This is a genomic window from Gymnodinialimonas ulvae (assembly GCF_037543845.1).
Lineage (GTDB): Bacteria > Pseudomonadota > Alphaproteobacteria > Rhodobacterales > Rhodobacteraceae > Gymnodinialimonas > Gymnodinialimonas ulvae.
Genome location: NZ_JBBIFX010000001.1, coordinates 1,155,319 through 1,177,578 on the forward strand (window position 1 = coordinate 1,155,319; position 22,260 = coordinate 1,177,578).

At 66.5% G+C, this 22,260-nt stretch carries 25 protein-coding genes; 20 read left to right on the top strand and 5 right to left on the bottom strand.

Going from position 1 to position 22,260, the window contains the following annotated elements; genetic code table 11:
* Positions 1-7: 7 nt before the first annotated feature.
* Genes V8J83_RS05440 through V8J83_RS05455 form a run of 4 tightly spaced genes read left to right on the top strand, consistent with a single transcriptional unit; the run spans position 8 to position 2,402 of the window.
* Complete coding sequence (locus tag V8J83_RS05440) at positions 8-589, top strand: hypothetical protein (RefSeq protein WP_339984247.1); 582 nt, start codon at positions 8-10, stop codon at positions 587-589.
* 26 nt (positions 590-615) lie between these two features.
* On the top strand, positions 616-1,230 hold the full coding sequence (locus V8J83_RS05445; protein WP_339984249.1) for a hypothetical protein: 615 nt from the start codon (positions 616-618) through the stop codon (positions 1,228-1,230).
* Positions 1,231-1,242: 12 nt separating this feature from the next.
* Positions 1,243-1,800 (top strand): acetolactate synthase small subunit, encoded by a 558-nt coding sequence (gene ilvN, locus V8J83_RS05450; RefSeq protein ID WP_339984251.1) that lies wholly within the window; start codon positions 1,243-1,245, stop codon positions 1,798-1,800.
* Entirely contained in the window at positions 1,800-2,402 is a 603-nt protein-coding gene (locus V8J83_RS05455) for a hypothetical protein (protein ID WP_339984253.1), read from the top strand. The genes ilvN and V8J83_RS05455 overlap by 1 nt, the downstream gene beginning before the upstream one ends.
* A 182-nt stretch (positions 2,403-2,584) precedes the next feature.
* Here the strand turns inward: V8J83_RS05455 and V8J83_RS05460 are convergent, their stop codons facing one another.
* Positions 2,585-2,866, bottom strand: coding sequence for an EF-hand domain-containing protein (locus V8J83_RS05460; RefSeq protein WP_339984255.1), 282 nt, complete (start codon positions 2,864-2,866; stop codon positions 2,585-2,587).
* A 365-nt stretch (positions 2,867-3,231) separates the two neighbouring features.
* Between V8J83_RS05460 and V8J83_RS05465 the strand changes: the two genes are divergently transcribed.
* From V8J83_RS05465 to V8J83_RS05475, 3 genes are all read left to right on the top strand, one after another.
* Positions 3,232-3,843 carry an RNA polymerase sigma factor gene (locus V8J83_RS05465; protein ID WP_339984257.1) on the top strand — a complete coding sequence of 204 codons (612 nt, stop codon included), beginning with the start codon at positions 3,232-3,234 and terminating at the stop codon, positions 3,841-3,843.
* Positions 3,844-3,982: 139 nt separating this feature from the next.
* Entirely contained in the window at positions 3,983-5,137 is a 1,155-nt protein-coding gene (locus tag V8J83_RS05470) for an aromatic ring-hydroxylating oxygenase subunit alpha (RefSeq protein WP_339984259.1), read from the top strand.
* Positions 5,138-5,142: 5 nt separating this feature from the next.
* Entirely contained in the window at positions 5,143-5,355 is a 213-nt protein-coding gene (locus V8J83_RS05475; protein ID WP_339984261.1) for a hypothetical protein, read from the top strand.
* Positions 5,356-5,376: 21 nt separating this feature from the next.
* Here the strand turns inward: V8J83_RS05475 and V8J83_RS05480 are convergent, their stop codons facing one another.
* The gene (locus tag V8J83_RS05480; RefSeq protein WP_339984263.1) at positions 5,377-5,997 is read right to left on the bottom strand and encodes a hypothetical protein; all 621 of its coding nucleotides are present in this window, start codon (positions 5,995-5,997) and stop codon (positions 5,377-5,379) included.
* Positions 5,981-6,499: a lytic transglycosylase domain-containing protein gene (locus V8J83_RS05485; protein WP_339986002.1), complete on the bottom strand. Its 519-nt coding sequence runs from the start codon at positions 6,497-6,499 to the stop codon at positions 5,981-5,983. Before V8J83_RS05485 ends, V8J83_RS05480 begins: the two co-directional genes overlap by 17 nt.
* 246 nt (positions 6,500-6,745) lie before the next feature.
* Between V8J83_RS05485 and ssb the strand changes: the two genes are divergently transcribed.
* From ssb to trpE, 4 genes are all read left to right on the top strand, one after another.
* Positions 6,746-7,267: a single-stranded DNA-binding protein gene (gene ssb, locus V8J83_RS05490; RefSeq protein WP_339984265.1), complete on the top strand. Its 522-nt coding sequence runs from the start codon at positions 6,746-6,748 to the stop codon at positions 7,265-7,267.
* Between the two features lie 139 nt (positions 7,268-7,406).
* Positions 7,407-8,597: an aminotransferase gene (locus tag V8J83_RS05495; RefSeq protein ID WP_339984267.1), complete on the top strand. Its 1,191-nt coding sequence runs from the start codon at positions 7,407-7,409 to the stop codon at positions 8,595-8,597.
* A 76-nt stretch (positions 8,598-8,673) separates the two neighbouring features.
* Positions 8,674-10,527: a SurA N-terminal domain-containing protein gene (locus tag V8J83_RS05500; RefSeq protein WP_339984269.1), complete on the top strand. Its 1,854-nt coding sequence runs from the start codon at positions 8,674-8,676 to the stop codon at positions 10,525-10,527.
* Positions 10,527-12,038, top strand: a complete 1,512-nt coding sequence (gene trpE / locus V8J83_RS05505) for an anthranilate synthase component I (protein ID WP_339984271.1) — start codon at positions 10,527-10,529, stop codon at positions 12,036-12,038. Before V8J83_RS05500 ends, trpE begins: the two co-directional genes overlap by 1 nt.
* Positions 12,039-12,076: 38 nt before the next feature.
* Here trpE and V8J83_RS05510 read toward each other — a convergent pair whose 3' ends face one another.
* Positions 12,077-13,780: a divergent polysaccharide deacetylase family protein gene (locus V8J83_RS05510; RefSeq protein ID WP_339984273.1), complete on the bottom strand. Its 1,704-nt coding sequence runs from the start codon at positions 13,778-13,780 to the stop codon at positions 12,077-12,079.
* Positions 13,781-13,969: 189 nt separating this feature from the next.
* On the opposite strand from V8J83_RS05510, the gene V8J83_RS05515 reads away from it, so the two are divergent.
* The 8 genes from V8J83_RS05515 (at position 13,970) to V8J83_RS05550 (ending at position 20,881) form a co-directional block, all read left to right on the top strand.
* Positions 13,970-14,560, top strand: coding sequence for an anthranilate synthase component II (locus V8J83_RS05515; RefSeq protein WP_339984275.1), 591 nt, complete (start codon positions 13,970-13,972; stop codon positions 14,558-14,560).
* A complete protein-coding gene (gene trpD / locus V8J83_RS05520; protein WP_339984277.1) occupies positions 14,557-15,627 on the top strand; it encodes an anthranilate phosphoribosyltransferase in 1,071 nt (356 codons plus the stop codon). Before V8J83_RS05515 ends, trpD begins: the two co-directional genes overlap by 4 nt.
* Before the next feature lie 112 nt (positions 15,628-15,739).
* A complete protein-coding gene (gene trpC, locus V8J83_RS05525; RefSeq protein WP_339984279.1) occupies positions 15,740-16,540 on the top strand; it encodes an indole-3-glycerol phosphate synthase TrpC in 801 nt (266 codons plus the stop codon).
* Positions 16,540-17,043: a cyclic pyranopterin monophosphate synthase MoaC gene (moaC, locus tag V8J83_RS05530; protein WP_339984281.1), complete on the top strand. Its 504-nt coding sequence runs from the start codon at positions 16,540-16,542 to the stop codon at positions 17,041-17,043. Before trpC ends, moaC begins: the two co-directional genes overlap by 1 nt.
* Positions 17,040-18,239, top strand: a complete 1,200-nt coding sequence (locus V8J83_RS05535; protein WP_339984283.1) for a molybdopterin molybdotransferase MoeA — start codon at positions 17,040-17,042, stop codon at positions 18,237-18,239. Before moaC ends, V8J83_RS05535 begins: the two co-directional genes overlap by 4 nt.
* Positions 18,240-18,350: 111 nt before the next feature.
* Positions 18,351-19,046 (top strand): transcriptional repressor LexA, encoded by a 696-nt coding sequence (lexA, locus tag V8J83_RS05540; RefSeq protein ID WP_339984285.1) that lies wholly within the window; start codon positions 18,351-18,353, stop codon positions 19,044-19,046.
* Positions 19,047-19,254: 208 nt separating this feature from the next.
* Positions 19,255-19,887: a transglycosylase SLT domain-containing protein gene (locus V8J83_RS05545; RefSeq protein WP_339984287.1), complete on the top strand. Its 633-nt coding sequence runs from the start codon at positions 19,255-19,257 to the stop codon at positions 19,885-19,887.
* A gap of 91 nt (positions 19,888-19,978) precedes the next feature.
* A complete protein-coding gene (locus tag V8J83_RS05550) occupies positions 19,979-20,881 on the top strand; it encodes a transglycosylase SLT domain-containing protein (protein WP_339984289.1) in 903 nt (300 codons plus the stop codon).
* Here the strand turns inward: V8J83_RS05550 and V8J83_RS05555 are convergent.
* Complete coding sequence (locus V8J83_RS05555; RefSeq protein WP_339984291.1) at positions 20,878-21,294, bottom strand: hypothetical protein; 417 nt, start codon at positions 21,292-21,294, stop codon at positions 20,878-20,880. The two genes, V8J83_RS05550 and V8J83_RS05555, sit on opposite strands and share 4 nt — an antisense overlap.
* A gap of 172 nt (positions 21,295-21,466) precedes the next feature.
* Between V8J83_RS05555 and V8J83_RS05560 the strand changes: the two genes are divergently transcribed.
* Positions 21,467-22,225, top strand: coding sequence for a heparan-alpha-glucosaminide N-acetyltransferase (locus V8J83_RS05560; protein ID WP_339984293.1), 759 nt, complete (start codon positions 21,467-21,469; stop codon positions 22,223-22,225).
* The last annotated feature ends 35 nt before the right edge of the window (positions 22,226-22,260 follow it).

Consider the following 22,260-nt stretch of genomic DNA (forward strand, 5'->3'; position numbering starts at 1 on the left):
ACATCCCATGACACGCTTGACCCTGATAGGCCCGCTTCTTGTGCTGGCCGCCCCTGCAAACGCCCAAGGCGCGGTGGATGCGCTGTTTGATCTGCTGTGCGGTCGGACGGTGCATTTCTATGACGCGGGCGGAAACCAGATCGAATACACCGCCGGTGATGGCTCGGCCTATCTTTGGTACAATGGCGTTGACGATGTGATCGTGGGCACCTGGGGCGTCTATTCCGACGCCGAGGTGGCGGAGCGGGAAAACGACGGCTCGGGCGATGAGGGGCGCGACGGCTTGGATGGCGGCGGGCTCGATAGTGCGGATCTGTTCGATACCCCCACCGCGGGGGCGCAGGTGTGCTACGAGTATCCGCCCGGTGGGTTCGGCCCACTTGATCCGGGCGGGTTCCATTGCTGGTCGGAGCAGCGCCTATTTGAAACCGTCGTGCAGGGCGGCGTGTTCCCCGGCGACCGCTATGGGTTGAGTGACGGCGCGCCGCCGTTCCTGTTGCAGCAGCATCCGTTCCTGGAACTGGACACGTTCGACGCCGATTTCCCGCAACTGCCGCCGGAACCAGCCTGCGGGTTGCCGGTGTCGTGATGCGGGCGCTCTTCCTTTCTTTTCTGATGGCTCTGCCCGCCTCGGCCCAGGACTTCCGGGGCCTTTTGCCGGGCATGCCCGCATCGGCTCTTGCCGCGGTCGGCGAGCCTTTTCGAATTGACCAGGAGGGCGGCATTACCGCAGCCAGCTATCCTCTGCCCTTCGAGCGCACGCTGGATGTGATCTACGCAGATGGCACGATCCTGTTCGTGGCACTCGGCGTTTTGCCCGCGACGTCCATGTCACCGCCCGCCTCCTCCGGCCTTCAGGTGGGGGAGAGCAGTCTGGATGCAGCGCGCACCTTCGCAGGATCCGACGGGTTTGCGTTCGACGTGTTCCAGTCTTTGCCAAGCTTGCCGCCGTCCGGGTGGCGTCTGTCCTACACCCTGCCTGATCATCCCGGTCTGGTCCTGTACCTCTCGTTCTACGGACGCTTGGACCCGAGCCTTGACGCATCCGACATCACAAGGCCCGGCGACGCGCCCCAGGATGCGGTGCTCATCTCTGCCACGCTGACCAACCCCACACTTCTGGCGCAATACCCCAACCTTGCGTCGCTCGCCCAGACACCGCCGCCAGACACGACGCCCTTCGCCCGGCCCTTGTCCGAGGCGTTTCCCCTGATCGCACTTCCACAATAGGAACCCAGCCCCATGGCCCTCAACATCGAACAAGGCTCCACCAGCCATTCCGCCTATGACCTGCGCTCGCATATGTCCGATACGATCGAGACGCATACGCTTGCGATCCTTGTGGAGAACGAGCCCGGCGTGCTGGCGCGGGTCATCGGGTTGTTCTCGGGGCGGGGTTACAACATCGAAAGCCTGACCGTGGCCGAGGTGGATCATGGCGGGCACCGCTCTCGGATCACCATCGTGACTTCGGGCACGCCGCAGGTGATCCAGCAGATCCACATGCAGCTTGAACGCATGGTGCCGGTCCATGAGGTCAGCGACCTGACCATCGAAGGCCCTTTCGTGAGCCGCGAACTGGCGCTGATCAAGGTGGTCGCCAAGGGCGAGCACCGGGTCGAGGCGCTGCGCATCGCCGAGATTTTCCGCTGCAACGTGGTCGACAGCACGCTTGAGTCGTTCGTGTTCGAATTGACCGGCCCGCCTGACAAGATCGACGCCTTCACCGACCTGATGCGCCCGTTGGGGGACGTCCGGCTGGCGCGCACGGGTGTCGCGGCAATCGCGCGCGGGCTTTGATGCGCTTTGCGCTGACGTTTGCGTTGGGGCTTGGGCTTTTAACGGTCGGTGGCCCGCTTGCGGCGCAGGAGTTTCGCGGCGTGGCACTGGGAGCGCCGATCCCGGAAACCGCGCCCGAGCCGACAGGCTCCGAGGTCGCGCCGCCCTTTGGCTACACGCTATGGCAATTCGACGATGGCCTGTCGATGTCGGCCACCCGCGATGCGGAAACCGGCGTGGTGCTCTACCTGGAGATGTGGCGCACGCAGAGCGCGGGCACGGCCGAGACCCCGCTGCCGGGGCTGACCTTCGGCGCGACAACGCGCGGTGATCTGGCGGAGATCTTCGGATCGGAAGGCATCGTGTTCGAGAACCGCGGGCGCTTTGTCGAGGTCGGGCCGATGGCAGTCTTTTTCATCAGCTACGAGGTCGCGGGATCGGACCGGGTCGTGTCCTTCGTGACGATCCAGCCCCTGTCGGAGGCCAGCGAAGAGACGGCGGATGCCTCGGTTCTGGATGCGGTGATTGTGGCGGACGGGCGCTATCTGGATCAGATCTGGGGCGGGAACCGGGGTCGGCTGGACGGCTACACCCCCATCGCGGACCCGTTCGGCGCGGACTGACTGACCGCCCGCCGCGCCACCCGCCTCCCTCCGCGCACACAGGCGCGAGCGGGCCGGTTGATCCAAGACGCGGGAGCTGTCTGCACCGCCCCCGCGCCTTGTTCCCGACCAGTTCAGGGGCGAACCGGCCGGAAGGCAATCCTGCGTATCGGCGCGTCCGACGCACGGGCCCGCGGCGAAGCTCAGCCCGCCGGGATCAGGCCAGCCGCTTCGGCGGCGCCCACCTCATCGGTGCTCAGCAAGCCGTCGGCATTTGCATCGAGCGCCTGAAACTCCTGCTCCGTGAGGGCGGGCATCAAAGTGAGGAGTTCCGCGAAGCTGACCATCCCGTCGCCGTCGCTGTCGACTTCTTCGGCCTGCCCCATCGCAAGCGAGCTCCCCCCCACCACGGCGGCCACGGCACAGGCAACGGCGATGGCGGCGGCCAGGGCGATAAGTGGGGTCGTCTTGTACTCGGATGGCATGGGGGGAACCCTCCACAAAATTACATTCGCATAAAGACGCGCCGGAATCGGCGCGCTGCCTGAGGGTGAAAAAGAGGTAAGGGGCCGATTTGTGCCAGTGCGCACGCCGCGCGGCGCAAGATCGGCGAGCCCCCGCCCACGTCCTGCGGAGGCCATGCGCGGCGTCCCGCCGAAACACCGCACGCGCCATGGGGATAAGTCGCGATCAGCGGGAGATTGCCAAGCAGCACGCGGTTTGGGCGGCAAAAGGTACCGCAGCGGCTCGGGGGACACGCGCGCTTGCGAGACGCCCGCGCGGGACACAGGCTGGGACCAGACGCTGCCGGAAACACACGCCGTTTGCCTTTGAGAGCCCCCCCTTCGTCATGCCCCAGACCGATGATCCAATGGACCCGCCCGGCGCGCCGATGTCGTTCGAAGGGTCGCCGGACCCCACCGCCCTGCCCCATACGCGCATATTCACGGCGCTTCTGACCGATCTGCAACGCAGCGCCCGGCGTCTGGCGCGCAGCGGCGCGGATGCGGACGATCTGGTGCAGGATACGCTGCTTCGGGTCTGGTCGCGGATGGCGGTTTTGCTGGATGCCGAGGACGGGGCCGCCCCGATCGAGGACCTGCGCGCCTATGCCTTCACCACGCTGCGCCACCGGGCCTTTGCGCGCTATTCCATCGCGCGACCGGTCGAGCGGGTCGACCAGATCGACGACATCACCGCCCCGCGCGGCTCGGACGGGACAACGCGGCTGGCCTGTGCGCAGGCACTTGCGGCGTTGGCCGATTTGCCCGCCGAGCAGCAGGATCTTCTGCGACTGCGGGCCATCGACGGGATGAGCTACGCCGATATTGCGCGCAAGACGGGGCTGCCGTTGGGCACGGTGACCTCGCGGCTTGCGCGCGGGCGGGCGACGCTGCGCGAGGTGCTGGACCTGCCGACGGGAACCCCGGTGACGGAACTTCTGCGCGGACCAGCCCTCTAGGGCGCTTGCACGGCGCGCGCGGCGCGCGCGGCACGCGCGCGTGTCTTGGCCGTGTTCGAAAATGTCGCCAATGGCAAAGCGGCGCGGGCACGAAACCGGCACCGTAACGCACAGTCATTCCTGTGCAGGAGCCTTTGCCATGCCCGACGATCGGATGCGCCCCGCAATGCAGCATTTGGCCGGTGTGACGGCCCCGATCGAGCGCGCCCATGGCCTGCCCAATGCGCATTACACCGACCCCGATACCATCGCCGCCGAGAACCGCGCGGTGCTTGAGGCGACATGGGCGGCGGTGGGTGTGGGCGCGGATGTGCCCGCGCCGGGCGATGCCAAACCCATCGACTTTCTCGGCCAGCCCCTGCTGCTGCTGCGCGATGATGACGGCCAGGTTCGGGTGTTTTTCAACATCTGCCGCCACCGGGGCATGATCCTTGTCGATACACCGCGCCGGATCGAAGGCGCGATCCGCTGCCCCTATCATTCGTGGTGTTATGCCAAATCCGGGCGTCTGGTGGCCACGCCGCATGTCGGCGGGCCGGGCCAGAACGCCCATGATGGCATCGACAAGGCGACGCTTGGCCTGTCGGAGGTGCGCGCACATGTCTGGCGCGATGTGGTGTTCGTCAACCTCTCCGGCGACGCGCCCGCCTTCGAGGAGGTCCACGCCGATCTGCTGCAACGATGGGCCGAGTTCGATCAGCCCCTGCACCACGGCGGGCCGGACAGCACATTCCTGCTGGAGCTCGAGACCAACTGGAAACTGGCGGTCGAGAATTACTGCGAAAGCTACCATCTGCCATGGGTGCATCCGGGCCTGAACAGCTATTCACGGCTCGAAGACCATTACCATATCGAAGCGTCGGGGCAGTATTCCGGGCAAGGCACCTATGTATATCGCCAACTCAAGAGCGAGACCGGCGCGATGTTCCCTGATTTCGACGGGCTGAGCGCGCATTGGGATGCGGGTGCGGAATACATCGCGGTCTATCCGAACGTATTGATGGGCGTGCACCGCGACCATGCGTTCGCCATCGTGCTGGAGCCGGTGGCGCACAACCGCACGCGCGAACATGTGCACCTTTATTACGCCACGCGTGAGACCGACCCGGCCTTGCGTGCGGCCAATGCGGCGCAGTGGAAGGACGTCTTCGAAGAAGACATTTTCGTCGTCGAGGGGATGCAGCGCGGGCGCGCGGCCTCGGGATTTGACGGGGGGCGGTTTTCGCCCGCGATGGATGGGCCGACGCATCTGTTCCACGCCTGGGTGGCGGGCCGGATCGCGGCGGAGGGTTAGCGGTTTTGGACAAGCCGGCGCTCGATGCGGCCCTTCTGGCGTCCCATGCGGCCGGCGATCGTGCCGCGTTGATCACGCTTTACGCGCAGGCCGCCGACATGGCGGAACCGGGGGCGGCGTTCTACCTGACCCATGCCTATGTCTTCGCGCTTGAGGCCGGGGATGCCCGCGCGCCGGAGCTGCGCGCGCAACTGGTGGCGCTGGGGGCGGAACTTTAGGCGCGCCGTGTGACGGGCGGATCAGCGCGTGGCCCAAACCGATTGGCGATAGCGCAAAAGCCGCCAGCACATCAGCAGCATCCAAACCGTCCAAAGCGGCCAGAACACGGTGGCGTAACGCATCGGATGGCACCCGCGCGTGCCCTGCCAGCGCAACGCGTCGCGCATCACATCGCCAAACCCGTCGTTGTTGGCCCCGGGCCCCAGGATCGCGGTGCCATCGCCGGGCCGCGTGACAACGATCGTCCCACGGCTTTGCATCAGGTCAAGGGCCAGGGCAGCGCCGTCATGGGTGGCGCGGGCGCGCAGGATATCGGCGGCGAAGGCGCAGGTGTTGAGGTTGGAAAAGACCACCAGCCCGCGCCTGTCGAGCATCTCGGTGTATTGGGTCCAGACCCGCTCGGCCGGGGTGTCGGGCTCTGGCATGCAGGTGGCAGCGTCGCAGATCTCGACCGTGACGGGCTCAAAATCCACATTTCGGCTGCGGTCGGCGGCCCACACGATCAGCAGCGTCGCCAGACAGCAAAACACCAAGCCTTCCACAAATCGCAAGCCGCGGGTCAGGATCCGGGCAAAGCGGGCCTGCGGGGGATCTTCGGATGCGGGGCCTTTCGGCGGCGGTGCCTCAGCTTCGGGTGCCAAGGATCACCCGCACGTAATGCTGCGTTTCGGCAAACGGCGGCACGCCATCATGCGCCTCGACCGCTTCGGGGCCGGCGTTGTAGGCGGCCAGCGCCAGGCGCCAGGTGCCGAACCGGCGGAATTGTTGCGCGAGGTAGCGCGCGCCACCGTCGAGATTGGCCACCGGATCAAGTGGGTCGACCCCGAGCAGATCGGCGGTTCCGGGCATCAATTGCGCCAGACCGAGTGCACCGGCGGTGCTGATGGCTTCGGTGTTCCAGGCGGATTCCTGTTGCACGAGGCGCAGGAAGATGTCCTCGGGGATGCCATGGCGGCGCGCGGCGGCGCGCGCCACGTCCAGAAACGGCCCGTCATAGCCGCCCTCATAGGTCGGAAGCGCGCGCTCGACGGCGGAGTTGGGGCGCAGGCGGTTCGAGAATTCGTATTGCGTCGCCGCGCGCCCATCAAGGACGTTCATCATCCGATCCAGCCGGTCGAGCCCGGATTGCGCCTGCGCCGACATCGGCAGGATGGCCATGGCGAGCCCAAGCAGGATCGTTCGGTAATGGAACACGTTCGTCACAAAAGCTGTTGATAACCCGCGTGAATATAGTCCGAGAGCGCGCGCCGATCCAGCCCACGTGTTTTCCGGACAGGATTCGGCTTTTCTTAACCCTGTTGCGATGGTCTAACCGGGACAAAGTGCAGCCCCCGGAATCGCGGCATCACGCGGGGGGGATGGCGCGAGAACAGCACAGAGGGATTTCGCATGGCGGGCTCGGTCAACAAGGTCATTCTCATCGGCAATCTTGGGCGCGATCCCGAGGTGCGCAGTTTCCAAAATGGTGGCAAGGTCTGTAACCTGCGCATCGCCACGTCGGAGACCTGGAAAGACCGCAACAGCGGCGAGCGGCGTGAGAAGACCGAATGGCATTCCGTCGCGATTTTCTCCGAACCGCTGGCGCGTGTCGCCGAGCAATATCTGCGCAAGGGCTCGAAGGTTTATATCGAGGGCCAGCTGGAAACCCGCAAATGGCAGGACCAAAGCGGGCAAGATCGGTATTCGACGGAAGTGGTCCTGCGCCCGTACCGCTCTGAGCTGACGATGCTGGACGGTCGCGATGGCGGCGGCGGCGGGGGTGGCGGCGGCTACGGCGGTGGTGGCGGCGGGTATGATGACCGCGGCGGCAGCTTTGGCGGCGATGATCGCGGCGGCTCGGGCGGTGGATCGGGCGGCAGCGGCGGCGGCTTTGGTGGCGGCTCAGACCTCGACGACGAGATCCCGTTCTGAGGACTGGCGTATCGCTATCTCTGGCGGTGGGGCATGTGGCCGATGTCGGATGCCTCCGGCGGAGGTTTTTCTGGCAAGATGAAACAACCCATCCGCGCATGGTGAAACCTGCGCGCGGGCGGGTTTCGGGGGGAATGCAATGAACCAGCCCATCAATCCCGCCTTCGCGGCGACCTTTCCGCCCCCGGTGATGGAGGCGCGGCGCTGGATCACCGGCAAGGTGTTTCCCGACAACCACCCGTTGATGAACCTCAGCCAGGCTGCACCGGTCGATCCGCCGCCCCAGGCGCTGATGCAGGCGATGGCGGATGCGATCCTGACCGATCCTTCGGTGCATCTCTATGGGCCGGTTCTGGGGCTTGGCGCGCTGCGCGAGGAATTGGCCAGCCAGTGGAGCGTGGGGTACGGCGGCGCGGTGCGCCCGGCGCAGGTCGCGATCACGGCGGGCTGCAATCAGGCGTTCACCTCGGTTCTTGCGACGCTGGCGGGCGCGGGCGATGAGGTGATCGTGCCGCTGCCGTTCTATTTCAACCACCAGATGTGGCTGGATATGGCCGGTGTGCGCGGGGTTTACCTGCCCACGGGTGCGGACCTTTTGCCGGACCCCGAGCAGGCGGCGCAGCTGATCACCGAACGGACCCGCGCGATTGTGCTGGTCAGCCCCAACAACCCCGCCGGCGTGGAATATCCCGCCGCCTTGATGCGCGCGTTCTACGATCTGGCCAAGGCCCATGATCTGGCGCTGATCGTGGATGAGACCTACCGCGATTTCCATTCCGCCGATGGCGCGCCGCACGACCTGTTCACCGATCCTGATTGGGATGGGACTCTGGTGCATTTGTATTCTTTCTCAAAGGCTTATCGCCTGACGGGGCACCGTGTGGGGGCGATCATGGCATCGGAGGCGCGATTGGCGGAGGTTGAAAAATTCCTCGATACCGTTGCGATCTGTCCGCCGCAGGTGGGCCAGATCGGCGCGCTGTGGGGGATGCAGAACCTGGGCGATTGGCTGGCGGGCGAGCGGCTCGAAATCCTCGCGCGGCGCGACGCGATCCGGACCGGGTTTAAGCGGCTGCCGCAGTGGGATCTGCTCGGTTCGGGCGCCTATTTCGCCTATGTCCGCCACCCCTTCGCCGAAGCCTCCGACGCGGTGGCCAAACGGTTGGTCGATGACGCGCATCTTCTGGTTCTGCCCGGCACGATGTTCGGCCCGCTGAAGGCGCAGGGCGGCTCGGGTCAGGCCGAGGCGACGTTGCGCATCGCGTTTGCCAATGCCGATGCCGCCGGGCTTGACGAAATGGTGACGCGACTGGCCGCGATTGCGCCCTGAACCGCTTGCCCCCGAACCGCCAAACCCGTATCGATCTGCAACCGAAAATCACCCCAACCTGAGGGACGCTTGAGCAATGGCGAAAACTGCGGCGAAGAAAGTCGGCAATATCTTTGTCTGGATCCTGATGGGCCTGCTGTTTGTGGCGCTGGCGGGGTTTGGCATCGGCTCGTTCGCGGGCGGATCAAGCCAGGTGGGAAGCGTCGGAGACGTCGAGATCACCGCCGACGATTACTATCGCGCGCTCAACAACGAATTGCGCGCCCAGATTGCCGACACCGGCGAGGTTGTGACCTTCGCGCAGCTGCGCACACGCGGCGTGGATGAACAGGTGCTGGCCGGCCTGATTGCGCGCGCGGCCCTGAGCCACGAGGCCTCGGAAATGGGCATTTCGGTAGGGGACGAGGAAGTCGCGCGCCAGATCCAGCAGATCCAGGCGTTCCAGGGAACCGGCGGCGCGTTTGATCGCAATTCCTACGAATTCGTCCTGTCCCAACAGGGCGCAACCCCGCGCGAATTCGAGGAAGACACCCGCGAAGATATCTCGCGCGCGTTGTTGCAGGCGGCCGTGGTCGGGGGCCTGACCCCGCCCGATATCTTTGCCGAAACCATCGCCGCCTATCAGGGCGAGACGCGCGATTTCACCCGCCTGACCGTGGGCCGGGCCGAATTGGCCGAGGATCTGGCCGAGCCGACGGATGCCGATCTGCTGGCCTATTACGAAGAAAACCCGCAACGCTTCACCCGCCCCGAAGCGCGGCGCATCACCTATGCATGGATCATTCCCGACCACATCCGCGATGATGTGGCCCTGTCCGAAGACGATCTGCGCGGGCTCTATGACGACCGGATCAACCTTTATGTGCAGCCCGAGCGCCGCCTGCTGGAACGGCTGGTCTTCGGCACAACCGACGACGCGCAGGCCGCCTTTGACGCGATCGCCGCCGGGGAGACCGATTTCGACACGCTGGTGGCCGAGCGGGATCTGACGCTGGACGATGTCGATATCGGCGAGGTGGCCGCCGAGGATCTGGGTTCTGCCGCGGCCGAAGCCGTCTTCTCCGACGATGAGAGCGAGATCATCGGGCCGGTCGCGACCGATCTTGGCCCGGCGCTGTTTCGGGTGAACGCGGTGTTGGAAGCCTCCGAGGTCACGTTTGAAGAGGCGCGTGACGACCTGGCCTCGGAATTGGCGGGCGAAGCCGCGCGCCGCGAGATCGACGACATGCGCGAGGCGCTCGACGATCAGCTGGCCAGTGGCGCCACGCTGGAAGAGCTGGCCGCAGACAGCGCGATGCGCCTTGCCACGCTTGACTACACGCCCGCCTCCGAAGAGGGCATCGCGGCCTATGACAATTTCCGCGACGCCGCTGAAGCCGTGGAAGACGGCGATTTCCCGGAGTTGCTGGACTTGTCGGACGGCGGTTTGTTCGCCGTGCGCCTCGACGAGATCGTGCCCCCCACCCTGCCTCCGCTGGAAGGGATCGAGGGTGCGGTCGCAGAGGCCTGGACCAATAGCGCGCTGCGCGATGCGGTTGCCGCCCGCGCTTCGGATCTGGTGGCGCAGATGGCGCAGGGGGCCACGCTGGAGGATCTGGGCGACACCGCCGAAGATCGCCTGATCCGCCGTCAGGACCTTTTGCCCGATCTGCCGCCCACGACCGTTGCGCAGGTGTTCCAGATGGAAAACGTCGGTGATGTGGTGATGATCCCCGGCGCCGAGGCCGCCCATGTCGTGCGCCTTGATGCGATCAACCCCGCCACCCGCGAGGCGCCGGACACGGCCGTCATTCTGCAGATCCTCGACCAGACCATCGCGCAATCCATCGCGACCGATATCTTCGAGGCCTATGGTCAGGCGACACAGGCAGAGGCCGGGTTCACGACCAACAGCGCGGTCATCAACTCCGTCCACGCAGCCTTCCCCTGATGGCTGAGCTCAGCGATTTCGACGCCTTTTGCGAAGGCTGGGACCGCGGCGAAAATCAGATCGTGCATGCACGGCTGGCCGCCGATCTGGATACGCCCGTGTCGGTCATGCTGAAGCTGACGGAGGCCGGGCGCGATGCCTTCATTCTGGAATCGGTGACCGGCGGCGAGGTGCGTGGGCGCTATTCGATCATCGGCCTGAAGCCTGACCTGATCTGGCGCTGCCGGGGCGCGGCATCCGAAATCAACCGCGCCGCGCGCTATGACCGCGACACGTTTGAGCCCTGCACCGCCCCGCCGCTTGAGGCCATTCGCGCGCTGCTGGCCGAATCCGCCATCGACATGCCCGCCGATCTGCCCGCCGCCGCAGCGGGCCTGTTCGGCTATCTCGGCTATGACATGATCCGGCTGGTCGAACACCTGCCCGATGTGAACCCCGACCCGCTTGGCCTGCCCGATGCGATTCTGATGCGCCCCTCCGTCATCGCGGTGCTCGACGGTGTGAAGGGGGAAGTCACGGTGGTCAGCCCGGCCTGGGTCTCGTCGGGTCTGAGCGCACGCGCGGCCTATGCGCAGGCCGCCGAACGGGTCTCGGACGCGCTGCGCGATCTTGAACGCGCGCCGTCGGTTGCTGCGCGCGAAATGGGCGATGCGCAGCCTCTGGGCGAGCCGGTTTCGAACTTCACCCACGATGGCTATCTGCAAGCCGTGGAGAAAGCGAAGGAATACATCCGCGCGGGCGACATCTTTCAGGTCGTGCCCTCGCAACGCTGGACCCTCGACTTTCCGGAACCGCCCTTTGCGCTCTACCGCGCGCTGCGGCGGACCAACCCGTCGCCGTTCATGTTCTACTTCAATTTCGGCGGCTTTCAGGTCGTGGGCGCCTCGCCCGAGATCCTCGTGCGGGTCTTCGACGGCGAAGTCACGATCCGCCCCATCGCAGGCACCCGCCCGCGCGGTGCCACCCCCGAAGAGGACAAGGCGCTTGAGGCCGATCTGATGGGCGACGAAAAGGAACTGGCCGAGCATCTGATGCTGCTGGATCTGGGGCGCAACGACACGGGCCGCGTCTCGAAAATCGGCACCGTGCGCCCGACCGAGGAATTCATCGTCGAGCGCTACAGCCACGTGATGCACATCGTCTCCAACGTGGTGGGCGCGCTTTCCGACGATCACGATGCGCTGTCTGCGTTGCTTGCGGGTTTGCCCGCCGGCACCGTCTCGGGCGCGCCCAAGGTCCGCGCGATGGAAATCATTGACGAGCTTGAGCCCGAAAAGCGCGGCGTCTATGGCGGCGGCGTCGGCTATTTTAGCGCGGGCGGCGACATGGACATGTGCATCGCGCTCCGCACAGCCGTGGTCAAGGACGGCAAGCTTTATATTCAGGCCGGGGGTGGCGTGGTCTACGACAGCGACCCGGAGGCCGAATTCATGGAAACCGTCAACAAATCCCGTGCGATCCGCAAGGCCGCCGAAGACGCCAGCCTGTTCTCGCGCAGCGGCAACCGCTGATCCGCAGCCGCCGACACGCGTACCGCACCGACGCCCGCTCAGTTCGCCCCGTCGCGCAGCAACACCGCCGACAACGGCGCCAGCGCCACTGCTTCCGAGCGATCGCTGAGCGCCCAGGATACCAGCGCCGTCACGGTGTCGGGCCGTGTGTGGCCCACCACGACCACGCCGCCTTCCTGCGCCGCGGTGAAGGCCGCCCGGGTCAGTGCGCGGGTGATGCGTGGCGCGGTATCATCGGCGTCGTCGAGCATCCGGAACACCGTCGCGCCCGGCACTCCGGCGCGCAACGCGCTTTGCTCGGCGGCGTTCAATCCACGCGGAAACGCCACAAGGCCCTGGCCCGTCTCCGCCAACATCGCCACCGTCGCGTCCAGCACCGGGCGGTCGCCCTGAATGCGATGATCAGGCGTGTCCAGAAGCGCCACCGCCTCCGGCACCACAACCCGCGCGGCCCCGACGGCCACCTCCGTATCGCGGGCCGTGGCCCCATCGACCAGCATCGAGCCAAGCATCACAACCTCGAACCCCGCCGCGCGGTAGGCCTGCGCACGGTCCGCGGCGTCGGGGTGCAAGGCGTCGACCGCGAAGGCCACCGGGAAGGACAACCCGGTCAGGGTCGACAATTCGATCGGGCTGTCGGGCTCGTCGATCAGGATCACCGCCAAAAGGGGGCGGGTTTCGCTGGCGTCGAAGGGGGCCGCGAAGGCTTCGATTGCGGGCAGGTCGCCGGACGGCTCCGGAACGGGCTCGGGGTCGGGGACCGCCGCCGCGCCGCCCATATCATCGCTCAGGTTCTGCGGCAGGCGCGAGGCCTGCGGAATGCGTGGCGCAAGGGGGGGATCGGCGCCAAGCCCGCCCGCGTCCCCGCCGATGGTCGGCAAGCGCGGCACCTGCAAGGCCGGGGTCTGCGGTTCGGTATCGTCCAACTCGGCAAGGGCCTCCGCCGGGGGCGTGGTCGCGCCAGTGGGGCCGTCGACCGGGTCCGCCGCTGCATCGCCTGCGACCGGCTCGGCGGCGTTTTCTGCCGCCGCAGCGTCCTCGACCTCGGGGTCAGGCGCAGGTTCGGACGCAGGCGCAGGCGCAGGCGTGGTCTGAACCTCGGGCGTCTCACTGGCCGAAGGCTGCGACAGAGAGACAGGCGTTGCCTCCTGGACCGGCGCATCCGACGCGCCGGACGCAGCCCCCGCCGGGGCCTGGGGTTGATCGCCCAACGCCGGGGCCGTCGCGATCCCGGACGGCGCTGCGGAGGACACTTCGGGCTGCGCCGCAGGCGACGTGTCGAACCGCGGCGCGGATTGTACCCCATTGGCCTGCGGGGCCGTCGGACTGGCCGCGTTGGGCGCGGTATCGAGGGCGGGCAGAACCGCCGCTTCCTCGGTCGGGGGGCGGTTGAATTCACTGCCGGAGGGCAGCGGCACATTTGTGGCCGGAGCCGCCGACCCTGTGTCCTCGGTCTCCGCGCCGCCGGTCTGCGGGTCGCCGGTCTGCGGGTCGTCGGTCTGCGGGTCGTCGGGTTGTGCCGCGTCAGATGCGTCGGTAGCCGGCGCGACGCTTTGCGGCGAGGGCTCCCCGGCGCCGCTGGCCTCGGCCCCTTGCGCGGCGTCACCGTGACCCGCGCCGCCCGCGGCGTCATCGGCATCTCCCGGCACATCCACCACGGCGCCATCCGCTCCGACCGCCGGCTCCGCACGGTCCGGCAGTGGCGTGCTCAGCGAGAGGCCCGCAATAACAACTCCAGACACCAAAAGTCCTGAAAGGATCCCAACTCCAAGACCATTCATGGCCCCTGCTCCTGTCTGCTCAGGCCCGGATTCACCGCCCGGGCGCAGCTGATGCGGCGCGCAGGCCCACCTTGACCCCCGCGCGCGGCTTTGAAACATGTATAGCGCGGGCGCGCGGCGCCTTCACCCCCTTTTGCGTGAGGTCGCCCTTTGTCCCTTCTGTTGATCGATAATTACGACAGTTTCACCTACAACCTGGTCCATTACCTTGGCGAGCTGGGGGCGGATGTGCGCGTTGTGCGCAACGACCAGATCTCGGTTCAGGAGGCGATGGCGTCCGGCGCGCGCGGAATTGTGCTCAGCCCCGGCCCCGGCACCCCGGACCAGGCGGGGATCTGCCTGAGCCTGACGAAGGCGGCGGCAGGCGCGGGCCTGCCCGTATTCGGTGTGTGCCTCGGGCATCAGACCATCGGCGCGGCCTTTGGCGGCCATGTGCAGCAGCATTCCGACATCGTGCATGGCAAGATGGGCGCAATCCAACACCAGGGCGCGGGCGTATTCGCGGGCCTGCCCTCGCCGCTCGCCGCGACGCGGTATCATTCGCTTGTCGTCGACCGCGCCAGCCTGCCGCCCGAGCTTGAGGTGACGGCCCAGTTGGAGGACGGCACGATCATGGGCCTGCGCCACCGCGACTTGCCCGTCGAGGGCGTACAATTCCACCCTGAAAGCATCCGCTCCGAACATGGGCACGCGATGCTGAAAACCTTCCTTGCGACGACCCAGACAAGCGAGCCCGCATGACCAACACCCCCAACGATTCCATGAAACCGATCATTTTCGCGGCCTCCGAAGGGCCGCTCAGCCGCGCGCAGGCCGAGGAAGCCTTTGCCTACCTCTTCGATGGCGCGGCCAGCCCGGCACAGATGGGCGGGCTGATCATGGCGATCCGCGCGCGCGGGGAAAGCGTTGCGGAATATGCCGCCGCCGCACAGGTGATGCGCGAGCGATGTGTGGCCGTGACCGCGCCCGAGGGGGCGATGGATATCGTGGGCACCGGCGGCGACGGGATGGGCACGTTGAATATCTCCACCGCAACGGCGTTTGTGGTGGCGGGTGCGGGCGTGCCGGTGGCCAAGCACGGCAACCGCAACCTGTCGTCGAAATCCGGCGCGGCGGATGTCCTGGGTCAGATGGGCATCGACGTGATGGTCGGCGCGGATGTGGTGGAGGCCTCCCTGGCGCAGGCCGGGATCGGGTTCATGATGGCGCCGATGCACCATCCGGCGGTCAAACATGTCATGCCGATCCGGCAGGAACTGGGCTGCAAGACGATCTTCAACATCCTCGGGCCGCTGACCAATCCGGCGGGCGTGAAACGGCAGTTGACCGGGGCGTTTGCCATCGACCTGATCTATCCGATGGCCGAGACGTTGAAGGAGCTGGGGTCCGAGGCGGCATGGCTTGTGCATGGCTCGGACGGGACGGATGAAATCTCAATCTCCGGCCCGACGCAGGTGGTGGAGCTGCGCGACGGGACGCTGCGCTCGCGCGAGGTGCATCCCGAGGATGCGGGCCTGCCGGTGCATCCGTTCCGTGATATCCTGGGTGGCACCCCAGATGAAAACGCGCAGGCCTTCCGCGATCTTTTGGACGGGGCCGAGGGCGCCTATCGCGATGCGGTTTTGATGAATGCCGCCGCCGCCCTGATCGTGGCGGGCCGGGTGACGGAACTCCGCGATGGGGTCGAGATTGCGCGCGACAGCATCGACAGCGCAAGCGCCAAGCGGGCCGTGGAAACCGTGGCGCGGGTGACATCGGGGGGGGTAGGGTCTTTTGCGCGTGCTGCAAGGGACGCGCACGGGGGCTGAACGGCGATGCCAGCGGCAGGTGGAGGAGCCTCCGGCGGAGGTATTTTTGACCAATGGAAGACCACAGCGCACCGTCTCGACGGGTGGCGCGGATTGACGTATCAGAGGGGCCATGAGCACAATTCTCGACAAGATCAAAGCCTATAAGCTGGATGAGGTTGCGACAGCGAAAGCGGCGCGACCGCTGGCGGAGGTAGAGGCCGCGGCCCGTGCCGCGGATTCTGTGCGCCCGTTCGGGGCGGCGTTGCGGCACGCGCAGACCGAGGGCTATGGCCTGATCGCGGAGATCAAGAAGGCGAGCCCCTCCAAAGGCCTGATCCGCGCCGATTTCGACCCGCCCGCGCTGGCGCGCGCCTATCAGGCCGGGGGCGCGACGTGCCTGAGCGTGTTGACCGACACGCCCTCGTTCCAGGGCGCGCCCGAGTTTCTCATGGCGGCGCGCGCCGTCGTCACCCTGCCCTGTTTGCGCAAGGATTTCCTATACGACACCTACCAGGTGGCCGAGGCGCGTGCCTGGGGGGCCGATTGCATCCTGATCATCATGGCCTCCGTCTCTGACGCGCAGGCCGCCGAATTGGAGGCGGCGGCGTTTGCCTGGGGAATGGATGCGCTGATCGAAGTGCATGACGGGGCCGAACTGGACCGGGCGCTGGCGTTGCAATCGCCGCTTCTGGGGATCAACAATCGCAACCTCAACACGTTCGAAACCACGCTGCAAACCACCCGCGATCTGGCCGCACGGGTCCCCGGCGATCGTATGGTGATCTCGGAAAGCGGCCTGTTCGCGCCCGGTGATCTGGCCGATATGGCGCGCCACGGCGCGCGGACGTTCCTGATCGGGGAAAGCCTGATGCGGCAGGACGATGTCGAGGCGGCCACGCGGGCGCTTCTTGCGGCGCCGGTGCCGGCCTGATGGCGGAGCTCACGCATTTCGACAAAAGCGGCGCGGCGCATATGGTCGACGTGTCCGACAAGGCCGTCACCGACCGGGTGGCTGTTGCGGAATGTTGCGTGAAGATGCGGCTGGAAACCCTTGAAAAGGTTACGGAAGGCACCGCCAAGAAAGGCGATGTTCTGGGCGTTGCGCGGTTGGCCGGGATCATGGGGGCGAAGAAATGCGCGGACCTGATCCCCCTGTGTCATCCGCTGCCGATCACCAAAGTCTCTGTCGATCTGGCCCCCGACACCGCGCTGCCGGGCGTGCGCATTACCGCAACCGTGAAAACCACCGGCCAGACCGGGGTTGAGATGGAGGCATTGACCGCCGCCTCCACCGCTGCGCTGACCGTGTATGACATGCTGAAGGCGGCGGAGAAAACCATGGAGATCAGCGGCTTGCGCGTCGTTCTTAAAGATGGTGGCAAGTCGGGGCGCTTTGAGGCATCCCCCGGCGCCGCGTCTGAGGCGCGCCGATGATCTCCGTCGAAGAGGCGCTGGCCAAATGCCTCGCGCTGGCCACGCCGCTGGCGTCGGAAACCGTGCCGTTGACCGAGGCCGGGGGCCGCGTGCTGGCCGCGCCGGTCACTGCCACGCGCGATCAACCGCCCTTTTCGGCCTCGGCCATGGATGGCTACGCGCTCCGCGATATGGAAGCGATCCCTGGCCGCCGCCTGAAGGTGGTGGGCGAGGCCCCCGCCGGGCACCATTGGCCGGGCACCATCGGGCCGGGCGAATGCCTGCGCATCTTCACGGGCGCGCCCCTGCCCGCGGGCACCGACCGCGTGGTCATTCAGGAAGACGTCACGCGCGAGGACGACCGGATCACCCTTGGCCGCGACCTCGGATCGGGCACCCATGTGCGGCCCTCGGGCGCGGATTTCGTGGCCGGGGCCATGCTGCACGCCCCGCGCAGGCTCAGCCCCGCCGACGTCGCACTCGCCGCCGCGATGAATGCGCCCGAACTGAGCGTATCACGCAAACCGGACGTCGCGCTGATCGCGACCGGGGACGAGTTGGTCAGCCCCGGTGAAAACCCCGCCCCCGATCAGATCATCGCCTCCAACACCTACGGGTTGAAGGCCCGCATCGACGCCGCCGGGGGGCACGCACGCCTGCTGCCGATCGCGCGCGACCGGCGCGAAAGCCTGGAGCAGGTGTTCGACCTGGCCAAAGACGCCGACGTGATCGTGACCATCGGCGGCGCCTCGGTCGGGGACCATGATCTTGTGGGCGACGTTGCCGCGGGTCTGGGATTGGAACGGGCCTTCTACAAGATTGCCATGCGGCCCGGTAAACCGCTCATGGCCGGGCGTCTGGGCGGGGCGGCTTTGCTGGGTCTGCCGGGCAATCCGGTCTCGGCCATGGTCTGCGCCGAATTGTTCCTGATCCCGATGCTGGACGCGATGATGGGCCTGCCCTCGGGGGCGCGACCCCGCCTCAAGGCGCGCCTTGGCGTCGACCTCGACCCGAACGGCCCGCGCGAGCATTACATGCGCTCGGAACTCACGCCCGGATCCGATCTGCCAACCCTCACCCCCTATTCCAGCCAGGACAGCTCGCTTCTGACGATCCTGTCCGGGGCCTCCGCGCTGTTGGTTCGTCCGGTCGACGACCCGCGCAAACAGGCCGGCGATCAGGTCGAATATGTCCCCCTGACGCACCTCTTTTCCTGATTCGTTGACAAATTGTTCGGAACAGGGGTAGAACATACCCTGAACGGGCATGGAATATTGCCCGCAAACTGAGCAGGGGCCAAAACGGCCGTTACAATCGAGGAGACGGGGATGCTGACGCGCAAGCAAAGGGACCTTCTGGAATTCATTCACAAGCGGATGCAGAAGGACGGCGTGCCGCCCTCCTTCGACGAAATGAAGGAAGCGCTTGATCTGCGCTCGAAATCCGGCATTCACCGACTGATCACGGCCCTTGAGGAACGCGGGTTCATCCGCCGCCTCGCACATCGCGCCCGCGCCATCGAGATCGTGAAAATGCCTGATTCCATGGGCAATGGCGGTGGCTTTACGCCCCGCGTCATCGAAGGCGACCGCAGCACCTCGCAGCCCGCCGGGGCCATGCCGGTGGAGGCGGCGGCGGCTGCGACGGAACTGCCTGTCATGGGCAAGATCGCCGCCGGTGTCCCCATCGAAGCGATCAGCCAGGTGGCCGCCCATGTCGCCGTCCCGCATCAGATGCTGGGAACCGGTCGCAGCCACTATGCCCTTGAAGTCAAGGGCGATTCCATGATCGACGCGGGCATCAATGACGGTGACATCGTGGTCATAGAAGAAGGCGACACAGCAGAGAATGGCGATATCGTCGTGGCCCTTGTCGAAGATCAGGAAGCCACGCTCAAGCGCCTGCGCCGCAAGTCGGGCATGATCGCGCTCGAAGCGGCCAACCCGGCCTATGAAACCCGGATGCTGCGCGACGATCAGGTCAAGGTGCAGGGCAAACTTGTCGGATTGATCCGCACTTACTGACGCGCGGCAGGCGCCCAGACATCCCGCGACATCGCGCGCGCCCCCGACGCCTTGGGGCGCGCGCACTCCCCTCCACTACATGCAGCTTGTCCCGCTTCGGGATCAGCGAAAATCAGCCGTTTTCAGGGGTTTGCCCCGTGGCCGGATTGTGCAGAACGCCGCGCGCAGAGTAGGCCGCGCCGTCTGTAACAACCCAAAGTCCTTAATGATGCCTTCGTTTCTCCGCCGCGCCGGATCGGCGCTGACCGGTCTTCTTGCACTTGCCGCCCTGCCCGCCTGCGCCACCCTCGCCGAGTTCGACCTGCCCGGTTTCAACCGCGACGCGCCCGAAATCGACACAAGTGATGTGGTCCTGCGCTGGGATCACCGCGCGGAAGCGGGCGAATGGACGCGCGCCGCTTTTGCCGCTCTCGACACCCACGCCGCCGCCCTGCCCGCGCTTGTCCCCGCCGACATCGCCGAATGGTGCCCGGCCTATCCCGACGCGACGCAAACCGAGCGCCAGCTGTTCTGGACCGGCCTTCTGTCGGCGCTGGCCCGGCACGAAAGCACCTGGAACCCCGAAGCCGTCGGCGGCGGTGGGCAATGGTTTGGCCTCGTGCAGATCAGCCCCGCCACCGCACGGTTCTACGGTTGCAACGCCACGACAGGCGCGGCGTTGCAGGACGGCGCCGCCAATATTTCCTGCGCCCTGCGGATCTGGTCGCAGACCGTGACGCGCGACAATGTCGTGGCCGCCGGACGCGGCGGGATCGCCGCCGATTGGGGCCCATTCGTGCAGGCCGGCAAACGCGAAGACATGCGCGATTGGATCTCGACGCAGCCTTATTGCGCGCAGTGAGACCTCAGCCATGCAGGAGGTTTGTCTTGCCGACATCGCTCACCACGGGCTAAAAGATCCGTCTGTTGCCAATCCGGGGGGATGGCTGTCCATGGGCGTCGCACGTCTGATCATCATGCTTGGCGGGCTGTCCGCCGCTTTGGTTTTCGCACCGGACGCTGCCTTGGCACAAGCTGACCCGTCGCCGGAGGTCGAGGTCACATCGGGCGCGATCGACGCGGGCATTGCGCTGGACCGCCCTGAACCGGCCACCGAGGTCGCGATCGTTGCCGCTCCCGCTCTGGTAGAAGAACTGCCCACTGAGCCAATCAGCCCCCTCGCCCCCGCCAGCAGTCCCCGCCCCGCGCCGCGCGACACCTGGGCGGTGCCGACCGCGCGCTGGGACGGCCATCCCGACGGATCTCGCTGGACCGCCGCGGTACTTGCGGCTCTGCGCGGGCCCGGTGCGCCGCTTCTGCAGGTCGAGCCACGCGATATCCGCGCCTGGTGCCCGGGTTATCTGCAGGCCACGCCGTCGCAACGCGCCGCGTTCTGGACGGGGCTTGTCTCGGCACTCGCCTGGCACGAAAGCACCCATGACCCGCGTGCTGTCGGGGGCGGTGGGCAATGGTTCGGGCTGGTGCAGATCGCGCCGGGCACCGCGCGGTGGCGCGGATGTGACGTGCAATCGGGTCAGGCGTTGCTGAGCGGAGCCGCCAATCTGCGCTGTGGGATCCGCATCATGGCCCTGACCGTGCCACGGGATCAGGTCGTGGCCGAAGGCATGCGCGGGGTCGCCGCCGATTGGGGTCCGTTCCATTCCTCCCGCAAGCGCGAGGACATGCGCCAATGGGTCAGCGGGCAGGAGTATTGCCAACTTCCCCCGCCGCCAACCCGCCCGGTGATGCGCCCTGCCACGCTTGGTGAGCGCGCGCCAGACACACAAAGGGCCCCGCTATCGGGGCCTTCGATAGGGCGTTCCACACGACCCCAACCGCGTCCAGAAGCGGCTTAGGCCAACCCGCGCACCGCCACATTGCGTGCGCTCGCTTCACGCACCAATGCGCCCAGATCCGGCAACACTTCGGTCGGCAGGCGGATCTCCGTCCCATCGTCGAGGATCAGACCAACCTCCGGTCCACTGTCCGTCTTCTTCTGCACCCGCAAGTAGGAAATCTGGCTTGTCGGGATCACGAAATCGTCCTCCACCCCCAACAATTGCCAGCTTGTCGGCGTCATGCGCAGCCCGTAGCGCGGCAATTGCCACACCTGCCAGACGCAGGCCGCCAGCGCAGGAATACCGGCCAGAAGGACAAAGCCCGGCGCCACCTGCCACAGGAAAAAGGCCAAGGCCCCAAGCCCGAGAAAGCTCATCACGCTCAACAACGTGCTGCCCGGGCGCACGGAATATTCATAGGTCTCTGTCATGGCCTTAACAAAACCCCGCAAAAGTGACGTGAATTGGGAACGCGCGAGACGCTGTCACGGCACATGGGGCGCATTTTCTGGGCTGCGCAGGGCGCGTTTGGCCCATGGCCTGCTTGAGACCGGGCTGCTAGGCTCAACCAAACCCGGATCACCGAATGGGACCGCACGAGGCATGGTTACCGCCGACCCGCGCCACATCACCACCCCAAGCGCCCCCCGCGTGGTCGCACTCGACATCGCGCGCAGCGCTGCGATCGTGGCGATGATCGTCTACCATTTCACCTTCGATCTGGAACTTTTCGGCTATCTCGCACCCGGCACCACAACCCTACCCGGTCCGTGGCGCACGCTGGCGATCGTGACCGCCGGATCGTTCCTGTTCCTGGCGGGTGTCTCGCTCTGGATGGCCCATGGCGCGGGCCTGCGCTGGGGCGCGTTCTGGGCCCGGTTCGCCAAGGTCGCAGGCGCCGCGGCACTGGTCACGCTGGCCACGTATTTCGCCTTCCCAGACGCCTTTGTCTTCTTCGGCATCCTGCATTCCATCGCGCTCTGCTCGCTGCTTGGCCTGGCCGTCCTTCGCGTGCCTTGGCCGCTCATCCTCGTGCTGGCCGCACTGGTCTTCTTCGCCCCCGATTTCGCCAAATCCAACGCCTTCAACGCGCCGTATTTCTGGTGGACAGGCTTGCAGACGATCTCGCTCAGAACGGTGGATTACGAGCCGATCTTCCCGTGGTTCGCGCCGTTCCTCGTGGGCCTCGCGCTTGCGAAACTGGCCGACCGCGCGGGGCTCTGGACGCGACTGGCCACACCAGATCCGTCGCGCAGCCTGCGCCTGCTGAGCCTGCCGGGCCGATACAGCCTGATCCTCTACCTGATCCACCAACCGATCCTGATCGGCCTGATCTGGGTGGCGACGCAGCTCATACGCTAAGCCCAACCGGCTTACACACGTCCCCGTCGGCGCCC